The organism is Sphingobacterium pedocola, assembly GCF_015209965.1.
In the GTDB taxonomy this organism is placed as follows: domain Bacteria; phylum Bacteroidota; class Bacteroidia; order Sphingobacteriales; family Sphingobacteriaceae; genus Sphingobacterium; species Sphingobacterium pedocola.
In genome coordinates this window covers 297,255-318,615 of the sequence record NZ_MU158693.1, presented here as the reverse complement: position 1 = coordinate 318,615, position 21,361 = coordinate 297,255, and the positions used below count along the sequence as shown (strand labels likewise).

General features: G+C 37.7%; 17 protein-coding genes. 10 read left to right on the top strand and 7 right to left on the bottom strand.

The genetic code is table 11. The features are described from left to right. Positions 1-26 precede the first annotated feature (26 nt). Together C4F40_RS20915 and C4F40_RS20910 are read right to left on the bottom strand one after the other, a co-directional pair. Positions 27-1,043 carry a YihY/virulence factor BrkB family protein gene (locus C4F40_RS20915; RefSeq protein ID WP_231390163.1) on the bottom strand — a complete coding sequence of 339 codons (1,017 nt, stop codon included), beginning with the start codon at positions 1,041-1,043 and terminating at the stop codon, positions 27-29. Further along, positions 1,027-2,793, bottom strand: a complete 1,767-nt coding sequence (locus C4F40_RS20910; protein WP_196941366.1) for an AMP-dependent synthetase/ligase — start codon at positions 2,791-2,793, stop codon at positions 1,027-1,029. Before C4F40_RS20910 ends, C4F40_RS20915 begins: the two co-directional genes overlap by 17 nt. A 358-nt stretch (positions 2,794-3,151) precedes the next feature. Here C4F40_RS20910 and C4F40_RS20905 point away from each other — a divergent pair, with 358 nt between their 5' ends. Further along, the gene (locus tag C4F40_RS20905) at positions 3,152-3,655 is read left to right on the top strand and encodes a hypothetical protein (protein ID WP_196941365.1); all 504 of its coding nucleotides are present in this window, start codon (positions 3,152-3,154) and stop codon (positions 3,653-3,655) included. Positions 3,656-3,692: 37 nt separating this feature from the next. Here the strand turns inward: C4F40_RS20905 and C4F40_RS20900 are convergent, their stop codons facing one another. Then, positions 3,693-5,432, bottom strand: a complete 1,740-nt coding sequence (locus C4F40_RS20900; protein WP_196941364.1) for a M61 family metallopeptidase — start codon at positions 5,430-5,432, stop codon at positions 3,693-3,695. Positions 5,433-5,743: 311 nt separating this feature from the next. Between C4F40_RS20900 and C4F40_RS20895 the strand changes: the two genes are divergently transcribed. Both C4F40_RS20895 and C4F40_RS20890 read left to right on the top strand, forming a co-directional pair. Next, positions 5,744-6,607, top strand: a complete 864-nt coding sequence (locus C4F40_RS20895; RefSeq protein WP_196941363.1) for an N-acetylglucosamine kinase — start codon at positions 5,744-5,746, stop codon at positions 6,605-6,607. Between the two features lie 16 nt (positions 6,608-6,623). Beyond that, entirely contained in the window at positions 6,624-7,136 is a 513-nt protein-coding gene (locus tag C4F40_RS20890) for a glutathione peroxidase (RefSeq protein WP_196941362.1), read from the top strand. Positions 7,137-7,170: 34 nt separating this feature from the next. Here C4F40_RS20890 and C4F40_RS20885 read toward each other — a convergent pair whose 3' ends face one another. After that, complete coding sequence (locus tag C4F40_RS20885; protein ID WP_390881667.1) at positions 7,171-7,767, bottom strand: thymidine kinase; 597 nt, start codon at positions 7,765-7,767, stop codon at positions 7,171-7,173. Between the two features lie 175 nt (positions 7,768-7,942). Here C4F40_RS20885 and C4F40_RS20880 point away from each other — a divergent pair, with 175 nt between their 5' ends. Beyond that, entirely contained in the window at positions 7,943-8,869 is a 927-nt protein-coding gene (locus tag C4F40_RS20880) for a hypothetical protein (RefSeq protein ID WP_196941361.1), read from the top strand. 38 nt (positions 8,870-8,907) lie between these two features. Here C4F40_RS20880 and C4F40_RS20875 read toward each other — a convergent pair whose 3' ends face one another. Next, positions 8,908-9,396, bottom strand: coding sequence for a substrate-binding domain-containing protein (locus tag C4F40_RS20875; protein WP_196941360.1), 489 nt, complete (start codon positions 9,394-9,396; stop codon positions 8,908-8,910). Between the two features lie 103 nt (positions 9,397-9,499). Here C4F40_RS20875 and C4F40_RS20870 point away from each other — a divergent pair, with 103 nt between their 5' ends. Continuing rightward, a complete protein-coding gene (locus C4F40_RS20870; protein WP_196941359.1) occupies positions 9,500-9,808 on the top strand; it encodes a YbaB/EbfC family nucleoid-associated protein in 309 nt (102 codons plus the stop codon). A gap of 32 nt (positions 9,809-9,840) precedes the next feature. Further along, positions 9,841-10,536 (top strand): metal-dependent hydrolase, encoded by a 696-nt coding sequence (locus C4F40_RS20865; RefSeq protein ID WP_231390162.1) that lies wholly within the window; start codon positions 9,841-9,843, stop codon positions 10,534-10,536. A 48-nt stretch (positions 10,537-10,584) separates the two neighbouring features. Here the strand turns inward: C4F40_RS20865 and C4F40_RS20860 are convergent, their stop codons facing one another. Together C4F40_RS20860 and C4F40_RS20855 are read right to left on the bottom strand one after the other, a co-directional pair. Continuing rightward, positions 10,585-11,445 (bottom strand): N-acetylglucosamine kinase, encoded by an 861-nt coding sequence (locus C4F40_RS20860; protein ID WP_196941358.1) that lies wholly within the window; start codon positions 11,443-11,445, stop codon positions 10,585-10,587. Positions 11,446-11,643: 198 nt separating this feature from the next. Next, complete coding sequence (locus C4F40_RS20855; RefSeq protein ID WP_196941357.1) at positions 11,644-13,371, bottom strand: MFS transporter; 1,728 nt, start codon at positions 13,369-13,371, stop codon at positions 11,644-11,646. Between the two features lie 318 nt (positions 13,372-13,689). Here C4F40_RS20855 and rho point away from each other — a divergent pair, with 318 nt between their 5' ends. The 4 genes from rho to C4F40_RS20835 all read left to right on the top strand — a co-directional run bounded on the left by rho (position 13,690) and on the right by C4F40_RS20835 (position 21,304). Next, a complete protein-coding gene (gene rho, locus C4F40_RS20850; RefSeq protein ID WP_196941356.1) occupies positions 13,690-15,189 on the top strand; it encodes a transcription termination factor Rho in 1,500 nt (499 codons plus the stop codon). 327 nt (positions 15,190-15,516) lie between these two features. Next, positions 15,517-16,188 (top strand): CDP-diacylglycerol--serine O-phosphatidyltransferase, encoded by a 672-nt coding sequence (gene pssA / locus C4F40_RS20845; RefSeq protein ID WP_196941355.1) that lies wholly within the window; start codon positions 15,517-15,519, stop codon positions 16,186-16,188. Positions 16,189-16,412: 224 nt separating this feature from the next. Next, positions 16,413-19,001: an alpha-L-arabinofuranosidase C-terminal domain-containing protein gene (locus C4F40_RS20840; RefSeq protein ID WP_196941354.1), complete on the top strand. Its 2,589-nt coding sequence runs from the start codon at positions 16,413-16,415 to the stop codon at positions 18,999-19,001. Then, positions 18,998-21,304: a glycoside hydrolase family 127 protein gene (locus tag C4F40_RS20835; protein WP_196941353.1), complete on the top strand. Its 2,307-nt coding sequence runs from the start codon at positions 18,998-19,000 to the stop codon at positions 21,302-21,304. The genes C4F40_RS20840 and C4F40_RS20835 overlap by 4 nt, the downstream gene beginning before the upstream one ends. Positions 21,305-21,361: the final 57 nt, after the last annotated feature.

The following is a 21,361-nucleotide window of genomic DNA, read 5'->3' as shown; positions in this document are numbered from 1 at the left end:
TGCGCTTTGAAGAGCCTATCGAATCTCTATTGCACGGGTTCGTTGTGTTTCTTGACTACTTCTCGTTTACCTGTTTCTGGATCAATCTCTAGCTCAGTTTGCTTTACAAGAACGGCAAAAGACGCGGGATGTATGCCCTGTCCATATTTTACGGCATATTCTTTTGTAAACTCTGCTCCGAAATATAATATTGCGGATGAATAATAAACCCACACTAAAAGAATAATAATTGATCCCGCAGCACCATACGCCGTTGCAGTCGCGTTGTTCGCTAGGTAAAATGATATACCATATTTACCTACCATAAATAAGAGGGCTGTAAATAGAGCTCCTCCTAAGATGTCCTTAAAACGAACTTTGGCATCAGGTAAAAAAGCAAAAATAAAACCGAATAACGTCGCGATAACCAGAAAGGTGATTCCTGTGTTAAGCCAATCCCACAATTGGATATTCCAGTTTTCCAATACGCTTTCGATACGGGAAGTAAGCATGCCGATAACACTACTAATCAGCAGGGACGCCATTAATAAGAAACCTAATCCCAGTATCATTGAAAAGGAAATGAGTCTGTTGATAATAAGCTTTAACCAACCTTTTTTCGGTTTGGGTTTTACTTTCCAAATCTCATTGATTGAGCTTTGAATGTCGACGAAGATAGTGGTGGACGTGATGACCAATGTGGATATACCAATGATCAAACCTATATTCGATTTGTTCTCGAACGATATTTTTTGAATAGCGCCTTCCAAGAGAGCAGCTATATCTCGACCGAAGACGTCATTTAGTTCATCCATTACTTCGTCGCGTGCACCCACCGATCCTTCAAGATGCGCACCATAAAAGAATCCAAGGGCCCAAATTACGATTATAATCAATGGTCCGATGGAGAAAACGGTATAATAAGCTAATGATGCACTAAGCTTCATGCATTTATCTTCGATGAAGCCATTTCCTGCATCTATTAATAATCGACCGAAGCCCTTTGTTTTTAATAAAAAAGATTCTTTCTCCATTCTTGTATTTGCATTATTGGTGTTCTGCATATATTTCTTTTATTTGACCATCATATTTTTGTAATATAACCTTCCTCTTTAAAGATAATTTCGGCGTCAATTCGCCATTGTCAATGGTCCATTCTTTTGTTAAAAGTATAAATTTTTTGATTTTTTCCCATTGACCAAAATTGGCATTTGCTTTTTCTATTTCTTGCTGGTATTTAGTGAGAACTTGATCATTTTTAAGGAGATCTTGTCGCGAAGTGCTGGATATTCCTTTGTACTTGCTCCATTTTTCCAGCTCTTCATATGCAGGGACGATCAATGCGGAAGGAAAACGTTGATTTTCTCCGACCACCATTACTTGACCTATTAACGTAGATTCCATTAATTTGTTTTCCAATACCTGTGGTGCAACATATTTACCTCCAGCAGTTTTGAAAATTTCTTTTTTACGGTCTGTGATCCGCAGAAAGCCGTCTTTCGTAAGTTCGCCAATATCTCCGGTATGGAAGTAGCCTTCCTGATCAATCGATTCTTTGGTTGCTTCGTCGTTTTTATAATAACCAGGAGTAATAGAAGGGCCTTTTACCAAAATTTCGCCATCTGGCGCAATCTTTACACTTAGATTCCCGAGAACACGGCCTACTGTGCCGAATTTTACATCGGTTTCGACCCACGAGTTTACGGCGATTACTGGCGATGTTTCGGTGAGGCCATAACCTTCCAGAATTTTAATGTCTGCAGCCCAAAATACTCGAGCAAGACGCTCTTGTAACGCTGCTCCGCCAGAAATAATTAGTTTAATATTGCCGCCTAATGCTTCTTTCCATTTAGAAAAAATCAATTTGCGTGCTACACCTAATTTAACGTTGTACCACCAGCTATTTAAAGGTGGTTCTTGATATTTGTGTCCTAAATCCAATGCCCAGAAAAATAGAGACTTTTTAATCCCAGTTAGTGCCTTTCCTTTTTCTACTACTTTGTCATACACCTTTTCTAACACACGCGGCACTGTAGTGAATAGTTCGGGGTGCACCTCATTGATATCTACGACAATGTTATCTAGATTTTCAGCATAGTAGATACGCAAACCTCTCGAAATATAGAGATATACGACCATTCGTTCAAAAATGTGGCACAACGGTAAAAAACTAAGCGCTGTCTTGTAATCATCTGTTAGTAGATGCGCAGAAGCATTGACATTGCTTAATATGTTTTTGTGCGTTAGATATACCCCTTTAGGCTTGCCGGTTGTACCCGAAGTGTAAATCAGTGTCAGTAAATCTTGTTCGTCGACGGCGTCATTATAAGGTTTAAGGTCTGTTTCTTGGCTTTTTCCGAGTTCGATAAGCTCATTATAGTTTGGTTTGCCTGAGACATCTTCGAAGGTGTATACATCAAGACTAAGTTGACCTTCAGTAATTGCCGCGTCTACTCTTGCTGCTAGATCTGCATTGCTGACAAATACATATTTTACATCTGCATCTTTTACAATATATGATAAGTCCTGGCTGGATAGGGTAGGATAGAGGGGGACTAATGCGATACCTAATTGATTACACGCGAAATCTATAAAGTTCCATTCGGGTCTATTTCCAGACATTAAAGCGATGCGGTCCCCTTTTTTTAATCCTTTAGTTAATAGTCCTTTACTTAGATTGTTTATAATTTGTAGTATTTCCGTTAATTCGTATTCACGCCACCCATTTTCATGACGCTTTGCAACAAGAAGTTGTTTTGAAGACGCGTGAGTATTGCCTTTTAGTAAGTCGAATAATCTAGTTGCAGTTTCCATATACATTGAATTTAATGTGTGTTTATAATTTGTTTCCTATCAACAGTTCTAAACTTAAAGAAATTTGCTTTTATTTGCAAGTATAATCGCATCGAAAATATGGACGTAGCGGCTTGAAACTCCAAAGAAACAACGCTTGTAAAAAACAAATTTTTCATCAATGTACGTTTTAATGGGATGAATGAGCACTATGCGATTTAACATTCTCTCCGCTGCCTCCGAAAATTTATTCATGGAGGAAATCGAACAAGCTAACTCTTCTTAACGAACATAAATTATCATTGATATATACCTGTTTTTAATTTTATACGTTTAAAAATAGTATTACTTTTGGCAGTTGGATATTTTAAATAGATATATGAAGAACACATTACGCAGTATTTTTTTATTAGGTACCGTTTTATTTTTTGGTAAAGATGCATTTGCTCAGCTTCCTAGTCAGCATGCAATAGGAGCAAGGTTTGGTAGCGCTACCGGTATTACTTATCGGTATACGTTGGCTGAAGATCGTGCGATTGAAGGTATTATGAGTGTGCAGAGTAATTCAAGATCAAGTCGTTTTAGAGTAGTTGGTCTATACCAATGGCACAAACCCATCACAGGAGATTTTTCATGGTTTTATGGTGTAGGTGGAAGTATAGGGAGTTATAAATACAAAGCTTACAGAAATGCCGCTGGAGAACAAATAAACGCTTCCACGGAATTGGCACTTAGTGTGGATGGAATTATTGGTGTGGAATACAACATTCCTACAACACCCTTAGCCGTGTCGCTAGATGTAAAGCCTTATTTTGATTTTATACAAGAGAGTTCAATCCGATTGATTGATCCTTTTGGCCTTTCTATACGGTATAAATTTTAAAAAATAAAGGGTGATACTAGAAAAATCACCCTTATTTTTACTCTATAGAAAGCCATATATTTCCCAATCTTCTTTCCTCAACAGTTGCGGTTTCCTTGCGTTGAATGATGAAAGATTTCTTATCGGAATATTGGAGTTGTACGTTTAGGTTTTTGATTAAGCCATCACGCGAAATAATCAAACTTACCTGATCCCCCTCTTTGGAATTCGCCAAAATGTAATCGATCGTACGGCCCGTTGGATCCATCCGATAACCATTAGCGGCGAGAATTTCGTCATCTACGTTGAGTCCACCTTTCCAAGCAGCAGAATCACGATCTATGTTTTTAACAATTATCCGTGTGTCATTGTTAACGGTTTTCATGCCCATTGAAAGAGACTGTGAGTTTGCATTGAGATCGATAATTTCGTATCCGACTTTATTGAAATATAAATTGTAATCTAGTTCTTCCAAGGTGTGTGCAGCGTTGAATATTTCGGAAACATTTACGTTTGTAACTTGATGTACGAGTTCCATGAGTTCATGTTCTTCAAAACCACGATTTTCTAATAGATAGAATTTTTGATAAGCTGTTTTGAGTACATCGTCTAGACGTTGTTGGCCATTGGTTTCAACAAGTATTTTTAAATCGATTGCAGCTGCAAGCATCGCTCCTTTATTGTAATAGGAAATACTGGTGTTATGTGAATTTTCATCGGGTCGATATTGTTTTATCCACGTATCATGACTGGCTAACGCCGCACTTTGTATTTCATGCCCTGGTCTATTATACACCGTATTGAAATCCAATGCAAGCATCTGAAGGTATTCCTTTTCGTCAAAGAAGGAACATCTTCTGATAATCAGGTTGTCGTAATACGACGTAAAGCCTTCCATGATCCACAGTCCGGTTGTGTAGTTTTCCGCTTCGTAATCAAAGGGACCCAATGCCTTAGGTCTTAATCTCTTTACATTCCAGAGGTGAAAATATTCATGTGCGATCAGGCTTAAATAGCTTTTGTAAGTGGCGTCTTGACTATAGCCCAGTCTTGAGGTAGCAAGCACGGTCGAATTGAGATGTTCTAATCCACCATTGTTACTTTGGTAATTGTGGGTAATAAAGAGATAGTATGTATTAGGATTGGTTCCCCAGATTCGGTTTTCTTCCGTTACAATGGTGGTGATATCTTGCGTAAGTTTCTGTTTGTCGTAAACTCCTCCACCGACCATTGCGCATTCATGCAGCGTACCACCGATATCAAACGACCATGTATCTTGGTTGCCAATTTCAATAGGTGAGTCGAATAAAATGTCAAAATTTGGAGCGATATAGGTGTCTGGTAAATCGGTGGATTTCTCCAATCCAGTAGATATTTTTGACCAAAAATCAGGTCTTTTAATCTGTATATGCACAGGATAGTCTAAACAATCGTCTACGTACATAAAAGTTCCTACAGGGCTTAGAAATGCATGGGAATCATCTATGAAATTTGTGCGTACTGAATTTTCAAAACCGTATATGCTATAACGAATGTGAATCTCCTTATCGTCCGAATATATACGCCATGTGTTTTTCGAAATCTTTTCGTGTGGAATTAATTCTTCGGAAAGGTTATACGCTCGGAACCGTTCTACATTTTTGGCATATTCACGTATTAGGTAAGACCCCGGCGCCCATACAGGCATTTTGACATCTACAAAGGGTTTCTGTAATCCTTGAATTCGCATGGTTATTTCCGCATAATGAGCTTGAGGTTCGACAAAAGATACATGAAAAAATACGGTTGGTGAAGACATAGTAAAAAAGCTATTATGTGAATGAAGTTAATTTACAAAATTAACTTTAAAGTAGCCTACTCCAAAATAAATATTTGTTGGATTCAAGAGAGATATTGCAGCATATAAAAGTAAATTACACCTAAATAATTTTTTTAGGATGAGTTATTCACCTGAGCTTGCCTTATAAGATTATGTATGAAATCGCTTCGTCCGGTTATTTATTCGCGTTTATTTTTAGCGTATGCATGAGATGGTTTGCTAAGTTTGTAAATGCAAAGCATTTTAGTTAAATTTGAGGTACGAGTAGATACCTAAAAAATAGTATAACTATGATATTAGTGGCTGATAGTGGTTCGTCGAGCTCAGATTGGATATTGAATGTTCCAGATAGCAAACCGTTGCAATTTAGAACTAAGGGCCTGAACCCTTTCTTTATGAGTGAAAAGGATATTGAGAAAGTCGTGAAAGAAGTTCCTGAAATTATTCCTTACATAGATGAGATACGAGAGGTGTATTTTTTTGGTGCGGGGTGTGTTACACCTGATCGACGGGAAATTGTTTCGAATGCACTTACAAATTTATTTCCACATGCTTTTATATCTGTGGAGAGCGATTTGTTAGGTTCTGCATACGCCACCTGTGGACATAAGAAAGGTTATGTCTCTACAATAGGTACCGGATCAGATATTAGCTTTTTTGACGGTGAAAACTTGACACCAAGTCATAATGGTAACGGATATGTACTAGGAGACGAAGGTTCAGGGTCTTGGTTTGGTAAGCAATTAATAACAAGTTATTTGTATGAAAAAATGCCGCGTGATTTAGCGAAGATATTTGGTGAAAAATATCGGCTGACCAAAGATATTGTTATTAAAAATGTGTACCAAAAGGAGCGAGCTAATTCCTATTTGGCGTCATTCGCCGAGTTTATGAATGAAAATCGATTGCATCCCTTTATCGATAACTTGTTGAGAAACGGATTTGACGAATATGTGCGAACGAATATAATGAGCTATCCCAATTATTGGGAATACGAATGTAACTTTGTGGGAAGGATCGCCTACCATTTTGATATGCACCTTCGTGAAGTGTGCGAGGTGCATGGTGTACGGGTTGGCAAAATTTTAAAGTCACCAATAGAAGAACTGTATGAATTTGTAATTCAGCGCGAGATGAATTACCAGCAAATCTAATATAAAAAAGAAAATTATGCTTATCATGTCTTTAATTATGATGTTGAATATGGTTATTCCGCCAACGTCTATTTACGATTTCTCTTTTACCTCTATGGATGGCGAAAAAATAAGCCTGTCAGATTTCAAAGGGAAGAAAATTTTGATAGTGAATACTGCTTCTAAATGTGGTTTTACCAAGCAATATAAAGAGTTGCAGGAGTTGCATACCCTTTATGGTGAAGAAGTTGTTATCATTGGTTTCCCCGCAAACAACTTTGGAAATCAGGAGGCGGGTACTAATGCTGAAATCCAGTCGTTTTGCGAGAAAAATTTTGGTGTTACATTCCTTCTTTCAGAAAAGGTTGAAGTGAAGGGCGATGGTATAAATCCCTTATTTAAATATTTGAATGAGCAAGTTAATCCCGATTTTACCGGTGACATAAAATGGAATTTTGAAAAATATTTAATTGATGAAAAGGGGGTATTGATACATCGGTATCGTTCGGCGGTGACACCGCTTGACAAAAGCATTGTGAGTAAATTATAGCCCTAACTTTTATGAAGTACTTGCTCTAGGTGCCTTATAAAGGTAGATTATAGTAGCAGTGTCTACATCTCGGTTCATAGCTTTCTTTCTCCCCCAGTAAAACAATGTCTTTATTATCATTAAAACGATACGAATAATTTGCGGGAGCCCCACATTGCACGCATACCGCATGAACTTTAACAATATGTTCGGCAATAGCAAGAAGCTTCGGCATCGGTCCAAAGGGTTTTCCCTGGTAATCCATGTCCAATCCGGCAACGATGACGCGAATGCCCTTATTTGCCAATTGAATACAAACATTCGGTAATTCATCATCGAAAAATTGAGCTTCGTCTATTCCAATTACTTTCGTGTCGCTGCTCAGTAATAATATCGCAGAAGAATGGTTGATGGGAGTAGAATGGATGCTGTTGCTATCGTGCGATATGACTTCTTTATCCGCATAGCGGTTATCTAGTGAAGGTTTGAAAATCTCTATTTTAAGTTTCGCAAACTGTGCTCTTCTCATCCGACGTATTAATTCTTCCGTTTTTCCAGAAAACATAGAGCCACAAATGACTTCAATACTCCCTACCTGTCTATTCCTATTGTTGAAATTGTGTTCCGAAAAAAGCATAATTTGAATGTACATCAGAAACTGTTAAGTTTCTATAAAACCCTGATACTTCTGCACGAATATCGAAATTATATATTATTTTTGATGTATTAGTGTGAAAGATATTTTTGAACTGCATCAGAATCAAGAGATTTGATTTGTCAGATTTCTTCACCAAATTTAATGATTACTATAAATTTTAATATATCTAATGGCAACGTCTGAATCACAATTGTTCGCGAAAATCGATACTTTATTAGCAGAAATAAATTCGCAATATGCTCATGTAAAAGCAGAAGAGAATACAGATCCAGTAGAGTTGGTTTTGCTTGCTGGTAAAATTGATTATTTATCTGTCCATCTCAAGGCTTTGAGAAAGTTGACAACCTTAGACATTTCGGTAAAGCGCGAGAATAAACCCACAGATCAAAAAAATGAGGTTTCTAGTCCTATTTTTACTCCGCCATCTGAATTGCAACAAAATGAAGTAGATGTACAAAAAGTAAAGGAAGAGATTGTGGAAGTTCCGCAACAAAAGCCGTTGTTTATAGAAACGGAAATTAGTATGGATAATGATATTTCGGCAAAGGAAGAGGAAGCTCCGGGTGTCGAAGAAGAAGTGATAGAAGAAGTCGTTGAAGTTCCGGAACGAGAAGAAGAACCTTTCATTCAAGAACAGAAAGCCGAACAACCTATATCTCGTGTGGAGGCCGAAGCGGTTAAAAAATCGGTGATCGATACTCCGATCGTCAAGGAAGTCGTGGTGGAAGAAAAGTCGGTGGAATTTGAAGAGCCTATTAAACCTTCCCGTCCGCTTACGCTAAATGAGATGATTCAACAACAAAAACAAACTGGCACGAATTTTACACAACAATTTCAGACCTCAACATCCGCCGAACGCGTCTTAGATCTGAAATCCGCCATAAGTTTGAATGATAAACTGTTATTTATAAAAGATCTATTCAATGGTTATAGTCTGGCTTATAGTGAAGCGGTAGAGCTCTTAAATCGTTTTGATAATTTTGGCGAGGCGGATGCTTTTTTACAATCTAATTATGCCTTGAAAAATGGTTGGTCTGAAAAGCCGCAAACCGTCGATAAATTATATGTCGTCCTTCGGAAGAAGTTCATAAACTAAAAATAGGGGGCTTAAAAATTTTTTAAGCCCCCTATTTTTTAGTTTATTTCAAATTTGACCCAGTCGATTCCATCTCTGCCATAGAAAAAATATTTAGGTTGCAATATCTCAGCTAAAATTTCGATGTCGGAAAGATAAAGCGCATCTTCCTTGTCGAATTCCGCGTTATGAATGATATAAATTGCATTATTTGCGAAAGCTTTTGATTGTATAATCGCTGGTTGATTTAGTAGTAGAGGAAGCGTGCTATAAAGCGATTCGTCTTGTTGTACGATAATAATTTTATCTGGATTTGCATCTAGGCTATCTGTCAAATTACCTCCTGCTATTTTTACCTTTTCAGCTATGGCAGTAGAAGTATACGGTTCGAAGCCTTCTTGTTGCTTCAACAAAATTACATTGGAAAAACTTTCTGTGGGAAGGAATTTTAATTTATGTACGATGATGTTCATTTCTTCTTCCAGACGCGCTGCTTCTTCCGGGTTAACCGATTTTAATTCCTCGATTAGTTCTTCGTATTTTGCCATGTTGCAAAGGTAACTAGGTCTTTTGTATTAACCTAATGCAAATCTGAATTTTGAGCTGCGATACTGATTTTGTAACTTGCCTTAAATTTAATACATAACAACTATGTTCGATAAATTATTTCAAGCTCAACAAAAAGCGGAAGAAATCAAAGCTAGATTGAATAATATTTCTGTATCGGGAGAGGCAGAAGGAGGGAAAGTGCGCGTCGTTGCGACCGCAAATAAAGAAATCAAAGAAATAGTCATTAGCGAGGAAATGTTTCAGAATGGAGATAAGGAGCAGATCGAAGAACTATTAGTTGTTGCATTAAATAAAGCACTGACGCAAGCGGAGAACGTAAGTCAAACAGAGATGCAGGCTGCTACGCAGGATATGCTTGGAGGGTTGGGCAATTTATTTAACAACGGCTAGCCGTTTTTTATACATACTAAATTTATAATCAGATGGCGGATCAGATTTCGGTAACATATTATGGACAGTCTTGTGTAGCGTTTAATTTTAACGATACAGAAGTTCTTTTAGACCCATTTATAACGTATAATCCGTTAGCAAAAGGTATTGATATTGATTCTATACAACCGGATTACATTTTTTTATCCCATGGGCATCAAGATCATGTAGCGGATATGGCGCTGATTCAAAAGAATAGCAATGCCACTGTCGTTGCTATTGTTGAAACCGCGGAGTGGGTAAGAAAACAAGGTGTAGTGTCGGAAAAAGTCGTTGAATTTAATTTCGGTGGAACATTGAGGTTGCCATTCGGGATGGTTAAAATGGTATACGCGCTGCATACCAATTCCACTCCAGATGGAAATTATGGCGGATTTCCCTGTGGTTATGTCTTCTTTATAGGGGAAAGAAGAATTTATTTTGCGGGGGACACCGGATTGACGTTAGAAATGAAATTATTAAGTGACCTAGGTTTAGATTGGGCGTTTTTACCAATTGGAGGACATTATACCATGGATATGTTTGATGCAGTAAGGGCTGCTGAATTTGTGAATTGTAAAAACATTGTTGGTATACATTACGATACTTTTCCCCCTATTACTATTGATAAGAAGGAAGCTGTGACATTATTTCGGGAGTCAGGATTGCGATTAGAACTCCCTTCTATTGGAGAAAAGATCATCTTATAGCGTTTGTATAAAACAAAAGCCACATCCTTGAAAATGTGGCTTTTGTTTTTAGCTCTTCTCAACAGCTCTTTCGATGTGAAACTTAACTAAATCGTCTATCGGGGAACGGATGATTTTTCCAACCGTCATTCCATATTGAGTGGCCTTATGTTCCAGTACGTTGCGGAAATTGTAAGCAACAGATCCGATACAGTTGAAGGTATACTCTTGATAATCCGGATATTTGCTTACCAAATTAGCGAAGAAAGCTTCGAATGCATCATCTACAATTTTGCGTGTATATTCAATGTCTACATTATTGTCGTACACAAATTTGCTAAAGCTCGCGCAGAATCGATTTGCTAACGGTTTGGTATATACATTATCAATGATTTCGTCAGGAGTAAGCTGGTAGGTCTCGAAGAAAACTCTTGAAACATCTTCAGGCATTAAGCCACGAACAAAATCCGTTAATAATTTCTTTCCGATATAGCAGCCACTTCCTTCATCTCCTAATATATACGCTGCTGAATTGATATTAAAAGTGATTTCAACACCATCATAAATACAGGTATTCGTGCCCGTACCCAAAATCGCCGCAAAACCTGCTTGATTACCTAATAAAGCCCTTGCAGCAGCAAGAAGGTCATGACCGATCTCAACTTGTGCATTGGGAAACAATGCTTCAATAGCGTCTGCTACGATTTTTGCTTTTTCCTCATTGTGAACTCCCGCTCCGTAATAATTTACCTCTTTCACCTTATCTAGAGGCAAATCATTCGGAAGACCTTTTTTCAAAGAATTAAGAATGTATTCGCTATCTACAAAATAAGGATTGTAACCTTCCGTGTTAAAATAAATCTTTTTTTGATTATCATCTAATAGGCACCAATTGGTTTTGGTGGATCCGCCATCTGCAATAATTATCATTGTTGTTTGTTTAAAATTTTTTCGGTATCAATGTTTATATGCTTTCCGAAGATACATTTTTCTAAACAAAAAACAACACACAACTTTGATTTAATTTTAACATATAAATCTGTAAGAGCTTAAAATAGGCCTTAAAGGGTTCTTTAAGGCCTATTTTAAGGTAAATTTCTTAGTGTATTTTGTACAATTAGTCTGTGGTTAATGACTAACTGAAGCCTGGATATTATCCGTATCTATATTTTGCTTCTTCAAAAAGTTTCTCGCTAAGAAGGCAAATAATATAATATAGACAAATCCAAACAAGGGCAATACGTACGAATTATGGATACCAATAATGTCTGCTAATTTTCCTTGTATAGGAGGGATGATACCACCGCCTAAGATCATCATCACCAAAAATGCCGATCCTTGTTCCGTGTACTTACCAATGCCCAAAATGGAAAGACTGAATATCGATCCCCACATGATAGAGCAGGCTAAGCCTCCTGTTAGGAATGCATATATCGCTGTAGTTCCAACCGAAAGTAGTCCGATCAGCATAGATAACAAACCTAGTGTACCGAAAATAATTAATGTACGAACGGGTCTTTCTTTACTTAGAAAGAATGCAATAATTTGAACAGCTACACAAGCAAGAAAGAAGTAAAGGTGTGACATATCAAATCCTGCCAATGTATTGACCCCAATTATTAATCCAAATGCAAGAAGAGGAACAGTAACCAGCAGTACATGCTTGGTTGATCTAGAAAATTCAAATGCGCTAATAGCGCCTGCCCATCGACCGATCATCATCCCGCCCCAGTACATGGAAATGTAAGGAGTTATTTCCGAAGATTGCAAGTTTCCAAATTCTTCTAATTTTAAAAGTTCGCCCAAGTTACTGCCAATCGCTACTTCCACGCCGACATAAATAAATAGAGCCAGCATACCCAGGACTAATTGCGGGTATTTCATGGCGCCCCAGCCCTGCGGTTTTTTAGACGCCTTATTATAGGCAAATATTAAACAACCCACCACAACCACTAGCGCACCCAATAACCAAGACATTCTTTGTAATTCAAGGGGATGGCTTAAATCTGTAATTTGATTTTGTAACTGTATGATTGCATTTGCATCGGTTGTGCCTGCTAATTGGGCGTTTAAGGCTTCAAGTTGCAAAGCGGTATCACTTTTATAACTTAAGAATACCGGAACAAACATGAGTAATAAAAGGATGGTCATGACGATCAGCATATTTTTCGCTTTATTGGCCGATTCCATCGGTTCGTTGTTAATTCCCGAAGGAACTTTCTTCGAAAAATGGAACAAACCCGCTGCCAGTATGAAGAGCAAGCCGACTCCAATATAAAGATATATTACCTTGTTAAGCGGTAAATTAGCAATTTCTGTGTCGGAAATGGTTTCGAATGTACCGAATAAAGCAAAACCAATTACGAGCGGACCTATTGTAGTACCAAATGAATTTACTGCTCCCCCCAAGTTTACGCGGGATGCGCCTGTTCTAGGATCGCCTAATAGCACAGCAAAAGGATTCGCCGCGGTCTGCTGCAAAGAAAAGCCTAGTGCGACTATAAATAGACCTATAAGCATACCGATATACAAATTGACTTCTACCGCAATAATCATCGCACCGGCTCCTAGTGCAGAAAAGAGGAGACCATAAACAATGCTTTTTTTATAGCCCCATTTACCTACAATATCTTTTCCCGAGAAAGTACTGAAAATGAAAAGAAGTAATGCTCCTATATAATAAGCTGTATAAAAAGCAAAGTCTATCAATTGCGATTGAAATTGATCTAAATGAAAGTAGTTTTTGCAAAATGGGATGAATATACTATTGCCGGCAGCAATGAATCCCCAAAAAAAGAATACAACAATTAAGGTGTATAGGGCAGGATAATTGGTTTCTTTCAGTTTATTGTTCATATTTTGTGGTTTTATCGGTGATAAACTTACGAACTTAATTCTGAGAATTAAAATAGTTTTTCTTAATTTTTTTTATTGCTAAATCAATTTATTAAAAAATAAACTGTTAATATTTCCTGTTTCGGAAAACTTTTTTAATTTTTTTTTTGTTTTTACAATAGTTATGTTTTTCTTTGTGCATTCTCAAATTTGTTCTGGTTCAGAAATAAGAAACTACTTGTTTTTTCGTTTTGAATAAAAAAGCTTAGAAAAAAGATCTCTGAGACTGCCTGGAATAAGTTTCAAACAATAAAATCCAAAAACTCATAAATATCATTAATGGATATCACCGAATTGAATTCTAAACTCGTGTCAGAATTACGCGAGATAGCTAAGGTCTTGGGAATCGTAGATGCAGATAAACTTCGTAAACAAGAACTTATCGACAAAATCTCAGATATAGCAAAACAACCTGTTGAGGAAAAAAGTGCAATAACTGAGCCTGTTCTTGTGGAAGAAGAATCAGAAGATAGGCCCAGACGTAGAATACGAACGCTAAAGACAGAGCCTGTTCCTGTAACTAAGCGCACAAAAGCAGACACTGACAACGAGCCTACCTTATTCCCCTCAGATGGTCCTAAGTCTGAAGAACAATATACTGCTACATCATCAAATACTGTAGAAACTAAAAAGACAGAAACTTCTTCCGCTTCAAATACTGATTTCGACAATGTCATTGTAAATGAAGGTGTGTTGGAAATTATGCCTGATGGTTACGGCTTTTTACGTTCATCAGATTATAATTACTTGACTTCTCCCGATGATATTTATGTATCGCAATCACAGATTAAGCTTTTTGGGTTAAAGACAGGAGATAATGTGAGAGGGAGTATTCGTCCTCCTAAAGAGGGTGAAAAATATTTTCCGTTGGTACGTATCGAATCTATTAACGGACAGAATCCCGCAGAAGTAAGGGACCGTGTTCCTTTTGACTTCTTGACACCGTTATTTCCTGATGAAAAATTGAATTTGGACCTGGGGTCAAACAACTATTCTACACGTATCATGGATTTGTTTACACCTATTGGTAAAGGACAACGTGGATTAATCGTTGCACAACCAAAAACGGGTAAAACTAATTTGTTGAAGGAAGTAGCGAATGCAATTGCAAAGAACCATCCGGAAGTTTATTTGATTATTCTTTTAATTGATGAACGCCCAGAGGAGGTGACAGATATGGCACGTAATGTACGCGCTGAAGTAGTTTCTTCTACTTTCGATGAACCTGCTGAAAGACATGTCAAAATTGCAAATATCGTTTTGGAAAAAGCAAAACGAATGGTAGAATGCGGGCATGATGTGGTCGTTTTATTGGATTCTATCACCCGTTTGGCTCGTGCTTACAATACGGTGGCTCCGGCATCGGGTAAGATTTTATCGGGTGGTGTGGATGCAAATGCGTTACACAAACCAAAACGTTTCTTCGGTGCGGCACGTAATATCGAGAACGGTGGCTCGTTAACTATTTTGGCAACGGCGCTGACGGAAACAGGATCAAAGATGGATGATGTGATCTTTGAAGAGTTTAAAGGAACGGGTAACATGGAATTACAATTGGATCGTAAATTATCAAATAAGCGTATCTTCCCTGCTATCGATCTTACTGCTTCAAGCACGCGTCGTGATGATCTATTAATGGACAAAGATGCGTTACAAAGACTTTGGGTACTTAGAAACCATTTGTCAGATATGAATTCCACAGAAGCGATGGAGTTTTTGTTGCAACAAATGCGTGGTACCAGATCCAATGACGAATTTTTAATAAGTATGAATCGATAATCCCACGAATTATTGATATTTATCAATTGAATAAAGTATTTTTAAATGGCAGTGAAGCATGCATGAGCTATTTTGTTCACATCTTTTTTGAGTTGTCGCTCATGCAGGTTTCTCTATAAATGAGTTTTTAAAGGCTGAGGGGTACCGATCGTAGGGAGCTCACCGTAGGTAAACCGAAAATTTGCCTTTATATTCAATGCGATTATAATTGCATATAAAAACAAATTACTCATAATTTATTTTTTTTACATTAGGTATTCGTGAATGCAAAGCATTTTATCTAAGTTTAAGCCACCTAATTTTAGGTGGCTTTTTTAATTGCAATTGATGAAGAAACACATACCGAATACCATTACATGTTTGAATTTATTTAGCGGATGTATCGGAATCCTCTTTGTTTTAAAAGGTGATTTCCTCTCAGCCTTCTATTGTGTATTGGCTTCCGGTGTCTTTGACTTCTTCGACGGTATGGTAGCTAGATTGTTGCATGTAAAATCACTGATCGGAAAAGAGCTGGATTCTCTGGCTGATGTGATCAGTTTTGGATTTCTTCCCGGAGCTGTTATGTTTAAATTATTGGAGAATGCGACAACAAATGAATATGTTCCATTTTTAGGATTTATTATTACCATATTTTCGGCATTACGTTTAGCGAAATTTAATATTGACGAACGTCAGACTTCAGATTTCATAGGTGTAAATACGCCGATGAATACATTTTTAGTTATTTCACTGCCCTTTATCGGTGTGCAATACCCATCTATATTGCAAAATATATACGTACTATTGGCAATTGTATTGACATGCAGTTTTTTACTCGTCTGCGAATTGAGATTGTTTTCCATGAAACTTTCTTCACTAGCGTGGGAAGAAAATAAATTCAAATACCTATTCCTTATCGTATCCGTTATACTGGTTTTAATAGTTAAGGTATTGGCGATACCAATGATATTTGTGCTATACATCATTTTTTCTATTCTGCATTTCGCTAAGAAGTAAACGCATTATGAATTGTAATATTCTAGTTGCGTTAGGCTGGGTTTTATAATTGTTATTTTGACGTATAAAAATAAATTTCTACCTTAGAGTTGAAATCAACCAAAATAAACCATGGGAATTGCCGCTTTATTTCTCCTTGTGCTTATTCATATACACATTTTTAATCAAGGACACGAGAGCGTAAGTCTGATCACCTACTTAATCAATAACCGCGGTAAATAATTATGAAAAACATTTGTCTATTTTTAATCATGCTGGTGGCGATGCGTTCTGCGCATTCAAAAATTACTGCCGAACCAGATTCAGCACTGCTATTTGCATATGCAACAACGAAAAATAACAATAAGAACGGGCTGCATTATGCGTGGACTATCGACCAAAAGAAATGGCACCTTGTTGGTCCGGAACACAGTTTTGTGCGTTCGGATTACGGAACATGGGGCGCCCAAAAGAGAATGATTGCGCCTGTTCTGATTAAAGGTGTTGATAATAGATGGCATGCTATCTGGCAACTTAATGAACAGGACGGAGTTTTTGCATCTGCATCTTCTGAGGATTTGATTTTTTGGTACAGGCAATCGTATCCACAGGTGCTGGTAGGCGACAATGTGTCGAAACCCGAAATAAGCTGCGACAAAATTAGTAATCAGTATATCATTTCATGGTTCAGTCCAAAAAGTAATAAACCTTTCAGCGCGGTCTCTAAAGATTTAATAAATTATGGAGAGGTGAAAGAGCTGGACTCGAGTTCATATGGAAAACAGCGTGTGAAGGTTGACTTAAATGGAATAGAAGAAGAGGGGACACTTCATAAAGTAGCGTGGGAAGTTATAGACAAGATAGTTAATGCGCAAAAACTGGAAGCGTATAAGTCGTTATTGCACAACGAACGTACTGAAGATGATATGGTCCGATTTGCAGATTTAAAATCGGTTAAAGCAAATTTTTCAATCGAGTTCAATGACCAAAAGAGGATAAGCGACTACCTAATGGGAATCTTTTTTGAAGATATCAATTACGCGGCAGACGGAGGGCTATATGCGGAACTTGTGCAAAATAGAGGATTTGAATATCATCCTCACGATAAAAAAGGCTCGGACGCCAACTGGAATAGTTTCAAATCCTGGAAATTAGAAGGGAAGGGGATTGCGCATAAAATAGACACCCTAAACCCGGTCCATATTAATAGCAAGAATTACATCGCGCTCTCTGTAACAGCAGAAGGCGGTGCATTATTGAATGAGGGCTTTGATGGTATTGTCGTTCGCAACGGGCAGAAATATGATTTTTCAGTATTCGTGAAGAATGTTAAAGGCAATATTAATGGCTTTGTGGTGGAATTATTGGACGAGAATGGTAAAACAATTGCCCAGCAGATCGTGAAATCATTCAACAAAAAATGGCAAAAAAAATCTTTGGTATTAATAGCCAATGGGAATGCTAAGAAGGGAATATTAAGAATAACACCACAAGGTCGGGGAGAAGTAGCATTGGATATGGTTTCATTGTTTCCTCAAGAGACGTTTAAAGAAAGAAAAAATGGTTTGAGGAAAGATTTGGCCGAGACCATTGCAGCGATGCACCCTCGATTTGTTCGTTTTCCAGGGGGATGTGTAGCCCATGGAGACGGTATTCACAATATGTACAATTGGAAGAATACGATAGGTCCACTGGAAGAACGTAAGCCACAGCGCAATCTTTGGGGGTATCACCAATCCGTAGGATTGGGCTATTATGAGTATTTCCAATTTTGTAAAGATTTGGGTGCGGAGCCCCTACCCGTAATTGCAGCAGGTGTGCCTTGTCAGAATTCTTCTGATGGTGGAGCGGGGCAACAATGTGGTATTCCCTTACATGAAATGGATAACTACATCCAAGATATTTTAGATCTGATCGAATACGCCAATGGCGATAGAAATACCTATTGGGGCAAAAAAAGAGCAGCGGCAGGCCATCCCGAGCCGTTCAATTTGAGATATTTAGGCATTGGCAATGAAGATCTGATCACGGATATTTTTGAGGAACGTTTTACCTTGATTTTCAATGCCATCAAGGCAAAATATCCTGAAATAATTGTTATAGGTACAGCCGGACCTTTCAATGAGGGGACAGATTATGTTGAAGGTTGGAATATCGCTGATAAACTGAATATACCCATGATGGATGAACATTATTACCAAACACCGGGATGGTTTATTTATAATCAGGATTTTTACGACCGATATGACAGAAATAAGGCTAAAGTTTATCTTGGCGAGTATGCCGCTCATTTGCCCGGAAGGCCAAATAATTTGGAAACTGCCTTAGCAGAAGCTATTCATCTAACCGCCTTAGAGCGTAATGGGGATATTGTGGAAATGACTTCGTATGCACCTTTATTAGCGAAAGAAGGATTTACACAGTGGAATCCAGATCTGATTTATTTCAATAATGATGAGGTAAAACCAACGGTCGGTTATGAGGTACAAAAGTTGTTTGGTGAAAATGCCGGTACACATTATGTTGATAATACTATCCGTATACACTCAACTGATTTCAAGGTCACAAGTCGTATCGCGACCTCAGTGGTTTGGCATGAAAATAAAAGCGAGTTAATTCTGAAAATGGTTAATATGTTACCTGTCACGGCAGAAATTGAAGTCGATACAGCTCATTTAACATCATTTGATGCTAACATAGAGAAAACCGAGTTAAATGACGTGCCAAGTTCGAAGACGGTTAAACCCGCTAAGTCAGTCGTCGATTTGCAGTGTTTAAACCAACTGAAATTACAGCCCTATTCCTTAACTATATTTAAATTAACAAAAAAATGAAATTAGTACATGTTATTTATGTTGTTATCATTTTTCTGACATTGCATAGCGCTAGTGCACAAGTGCATTATTTTGATAATACAGACGTAAAGTTATTAAAGAGCCCGTTTTTAAATGCACAGAATTTAAACAAGAAGTACATCCTTGAAATGGATCCAGACCGTCTGCTAGCTCCATTTCTAAAAGAGGCGGGACTGAATACTAAAAAAGAACAGTATACAAATTGGGAAAATACTGGATTGGACGGGCATATAGGGGGGCATTATTTGTCTGCTTTATCTTTATTGTATGCTGCAGATAATGACGTAGCGGTTAAAAGGCGTTTGGATTATATGCTTGATGTACTACAAACCGTGCAAAAGAAAAACGGTAACGGTTATATAGGAGGTGTACCGCAAGGTTTGAAAATCTGGGAGGAAATAAAAAGGGGAGAAATTAAAGCTGGAAATTTTGATTTGAACGGCAAATGGGTTCCTTTATATAATATTCATAAGACCTATGCGGGGCTACGAGATGCATATTTGTATACGGGTTCTGAGCAGGCAAGACAGATGTTGGTGGATTTTACGGATTGGATGATAGAAGAAGTCTCGGCGCTATCGGATCAGCAGATTCAAAATATATTAGTCAGCGAGCATGGTGGACTTAATGAAGTATTTGCAGATGTATACAGTTTTACGAAAAATGCCAAATATTTGACGTTGTCTAAGCAGTTTTCCCATCAGTCTATTTTGAATCCCTTGTTAGAGGGTGTAGACCAGTTAACAGGATTGCATGCGAATACACAAATTCCAAAAGTAATCGGTTACAAACGTATCGCTGATTTGGATCAGAATGCTTCTTGGGATCGTGCGTCGGAATATTTTTGGGATAAAGTTACGACAGAGCGTAGTGTAGTAATTGGAGGGAATTCAGCCGGCGAGCATTTTCATCCAACCACGGACTTTTCTAAAATGATCGAAAGTGTGGAAGGTCCGGAAACCTGTAATACGTATAATATGATGAGATTAAGTAAGATGCTGTTTCAAACTCATCCGCAATCCAAATACCTCGAATTTTATGAACGAGCGGTCTATAATCATATTCTTTCGACCCAAAATCCAACAACAGGCGGGTTGGTTTATTTTACGCAGATGAGACCGGGACATTATCGTGTATATTCTCAGCCGCATACGAGCATGTGGTGTTGTGTCGGGTCAGGTATCGAAAATCATTCGAAATATGGAGAAATGATCTATGCGTACGATAAACACAGCTTCTATGTAAATCTGTTTATTCCTTCGGAGGTCAATTGGAAAGAAAAAGACGTTACTGTCACGCAAATAAATAGTTTTCCTGATCAAAACTTTTCCGAGTTTACGCTTAATTTGACCAAAACCCAGCGATTTGCTTTCAAAGTGCGTAAACCAGCTTGGTCAGAGGTCACTAAATTCTATGTAAATGGTAAACCAATCAATGGCGTTAAAATTTCAAATGGTTTCTACGAACTGAGTAGAAAATGGAAGGATGGGGATAGGGTACGTGTAGAGTTTGATATGAAAGTCGCTGTCGAGCAATTACCGGATAAGTCTGATTATTATGCTTTTTTATATGGTCCGATCGTGTTATCTGCTAAAATCGACGGATCTCCTCTCACCGGATTACATGCAGATGATAGTCGAGGAGGACATATCGCTAAAGGTGAAAAAATGGATCTTTCCGAAATTCCTGTTTTATACGGAGAACGTGCTAATGTAGTTGACTTGGTTAAACGAAAAGATGTGGATGAAATGAGTTTTGCATTAAATGTAAAAGACAATAGCGGACAAATAGTCGAGTATGCTTTAGAACCATTTTATCAGTTACATAATAGCCGGTATATTCTTTATTGGCCGTATGAAAATGCCAATGAACAATTTTCTCAAAATGAAGAGTTGGAGGCTAGGAGCATAGATCGAATTATATGTGGGCAACAGCAGCCAGAATCCGATCATTTTATCCAAATGAGCCAATCGACAGCAGGTTATGAGAATAATAGACATTGGAGAAATACAACAGATTTTTTTGAGTATACTTTTCCATATGATGAAAATGCGCGAATCCTACGAATTGAATTGGACAATTCGGTTGTTGCCCAACAAGTCGAAATACATATTAATGATGACGTTATAAAGGTTTTTAAATCTTCGGGCCAATCTGTCTCTGAGGTCATTGAAATACCTTTGTTGGACAGCTTGAAGGATAATCAGTCGTTTAAGATCGCGTTTAAAGCGGTTGATAAACAACCAACGGTGAAAGTTTTTGAGTTAAGGCTATTAAAATAAGAATGTCCCTGTTTGAAAGATCTCTAAAGAGAATACACACTAATATTCTCTTTGGAG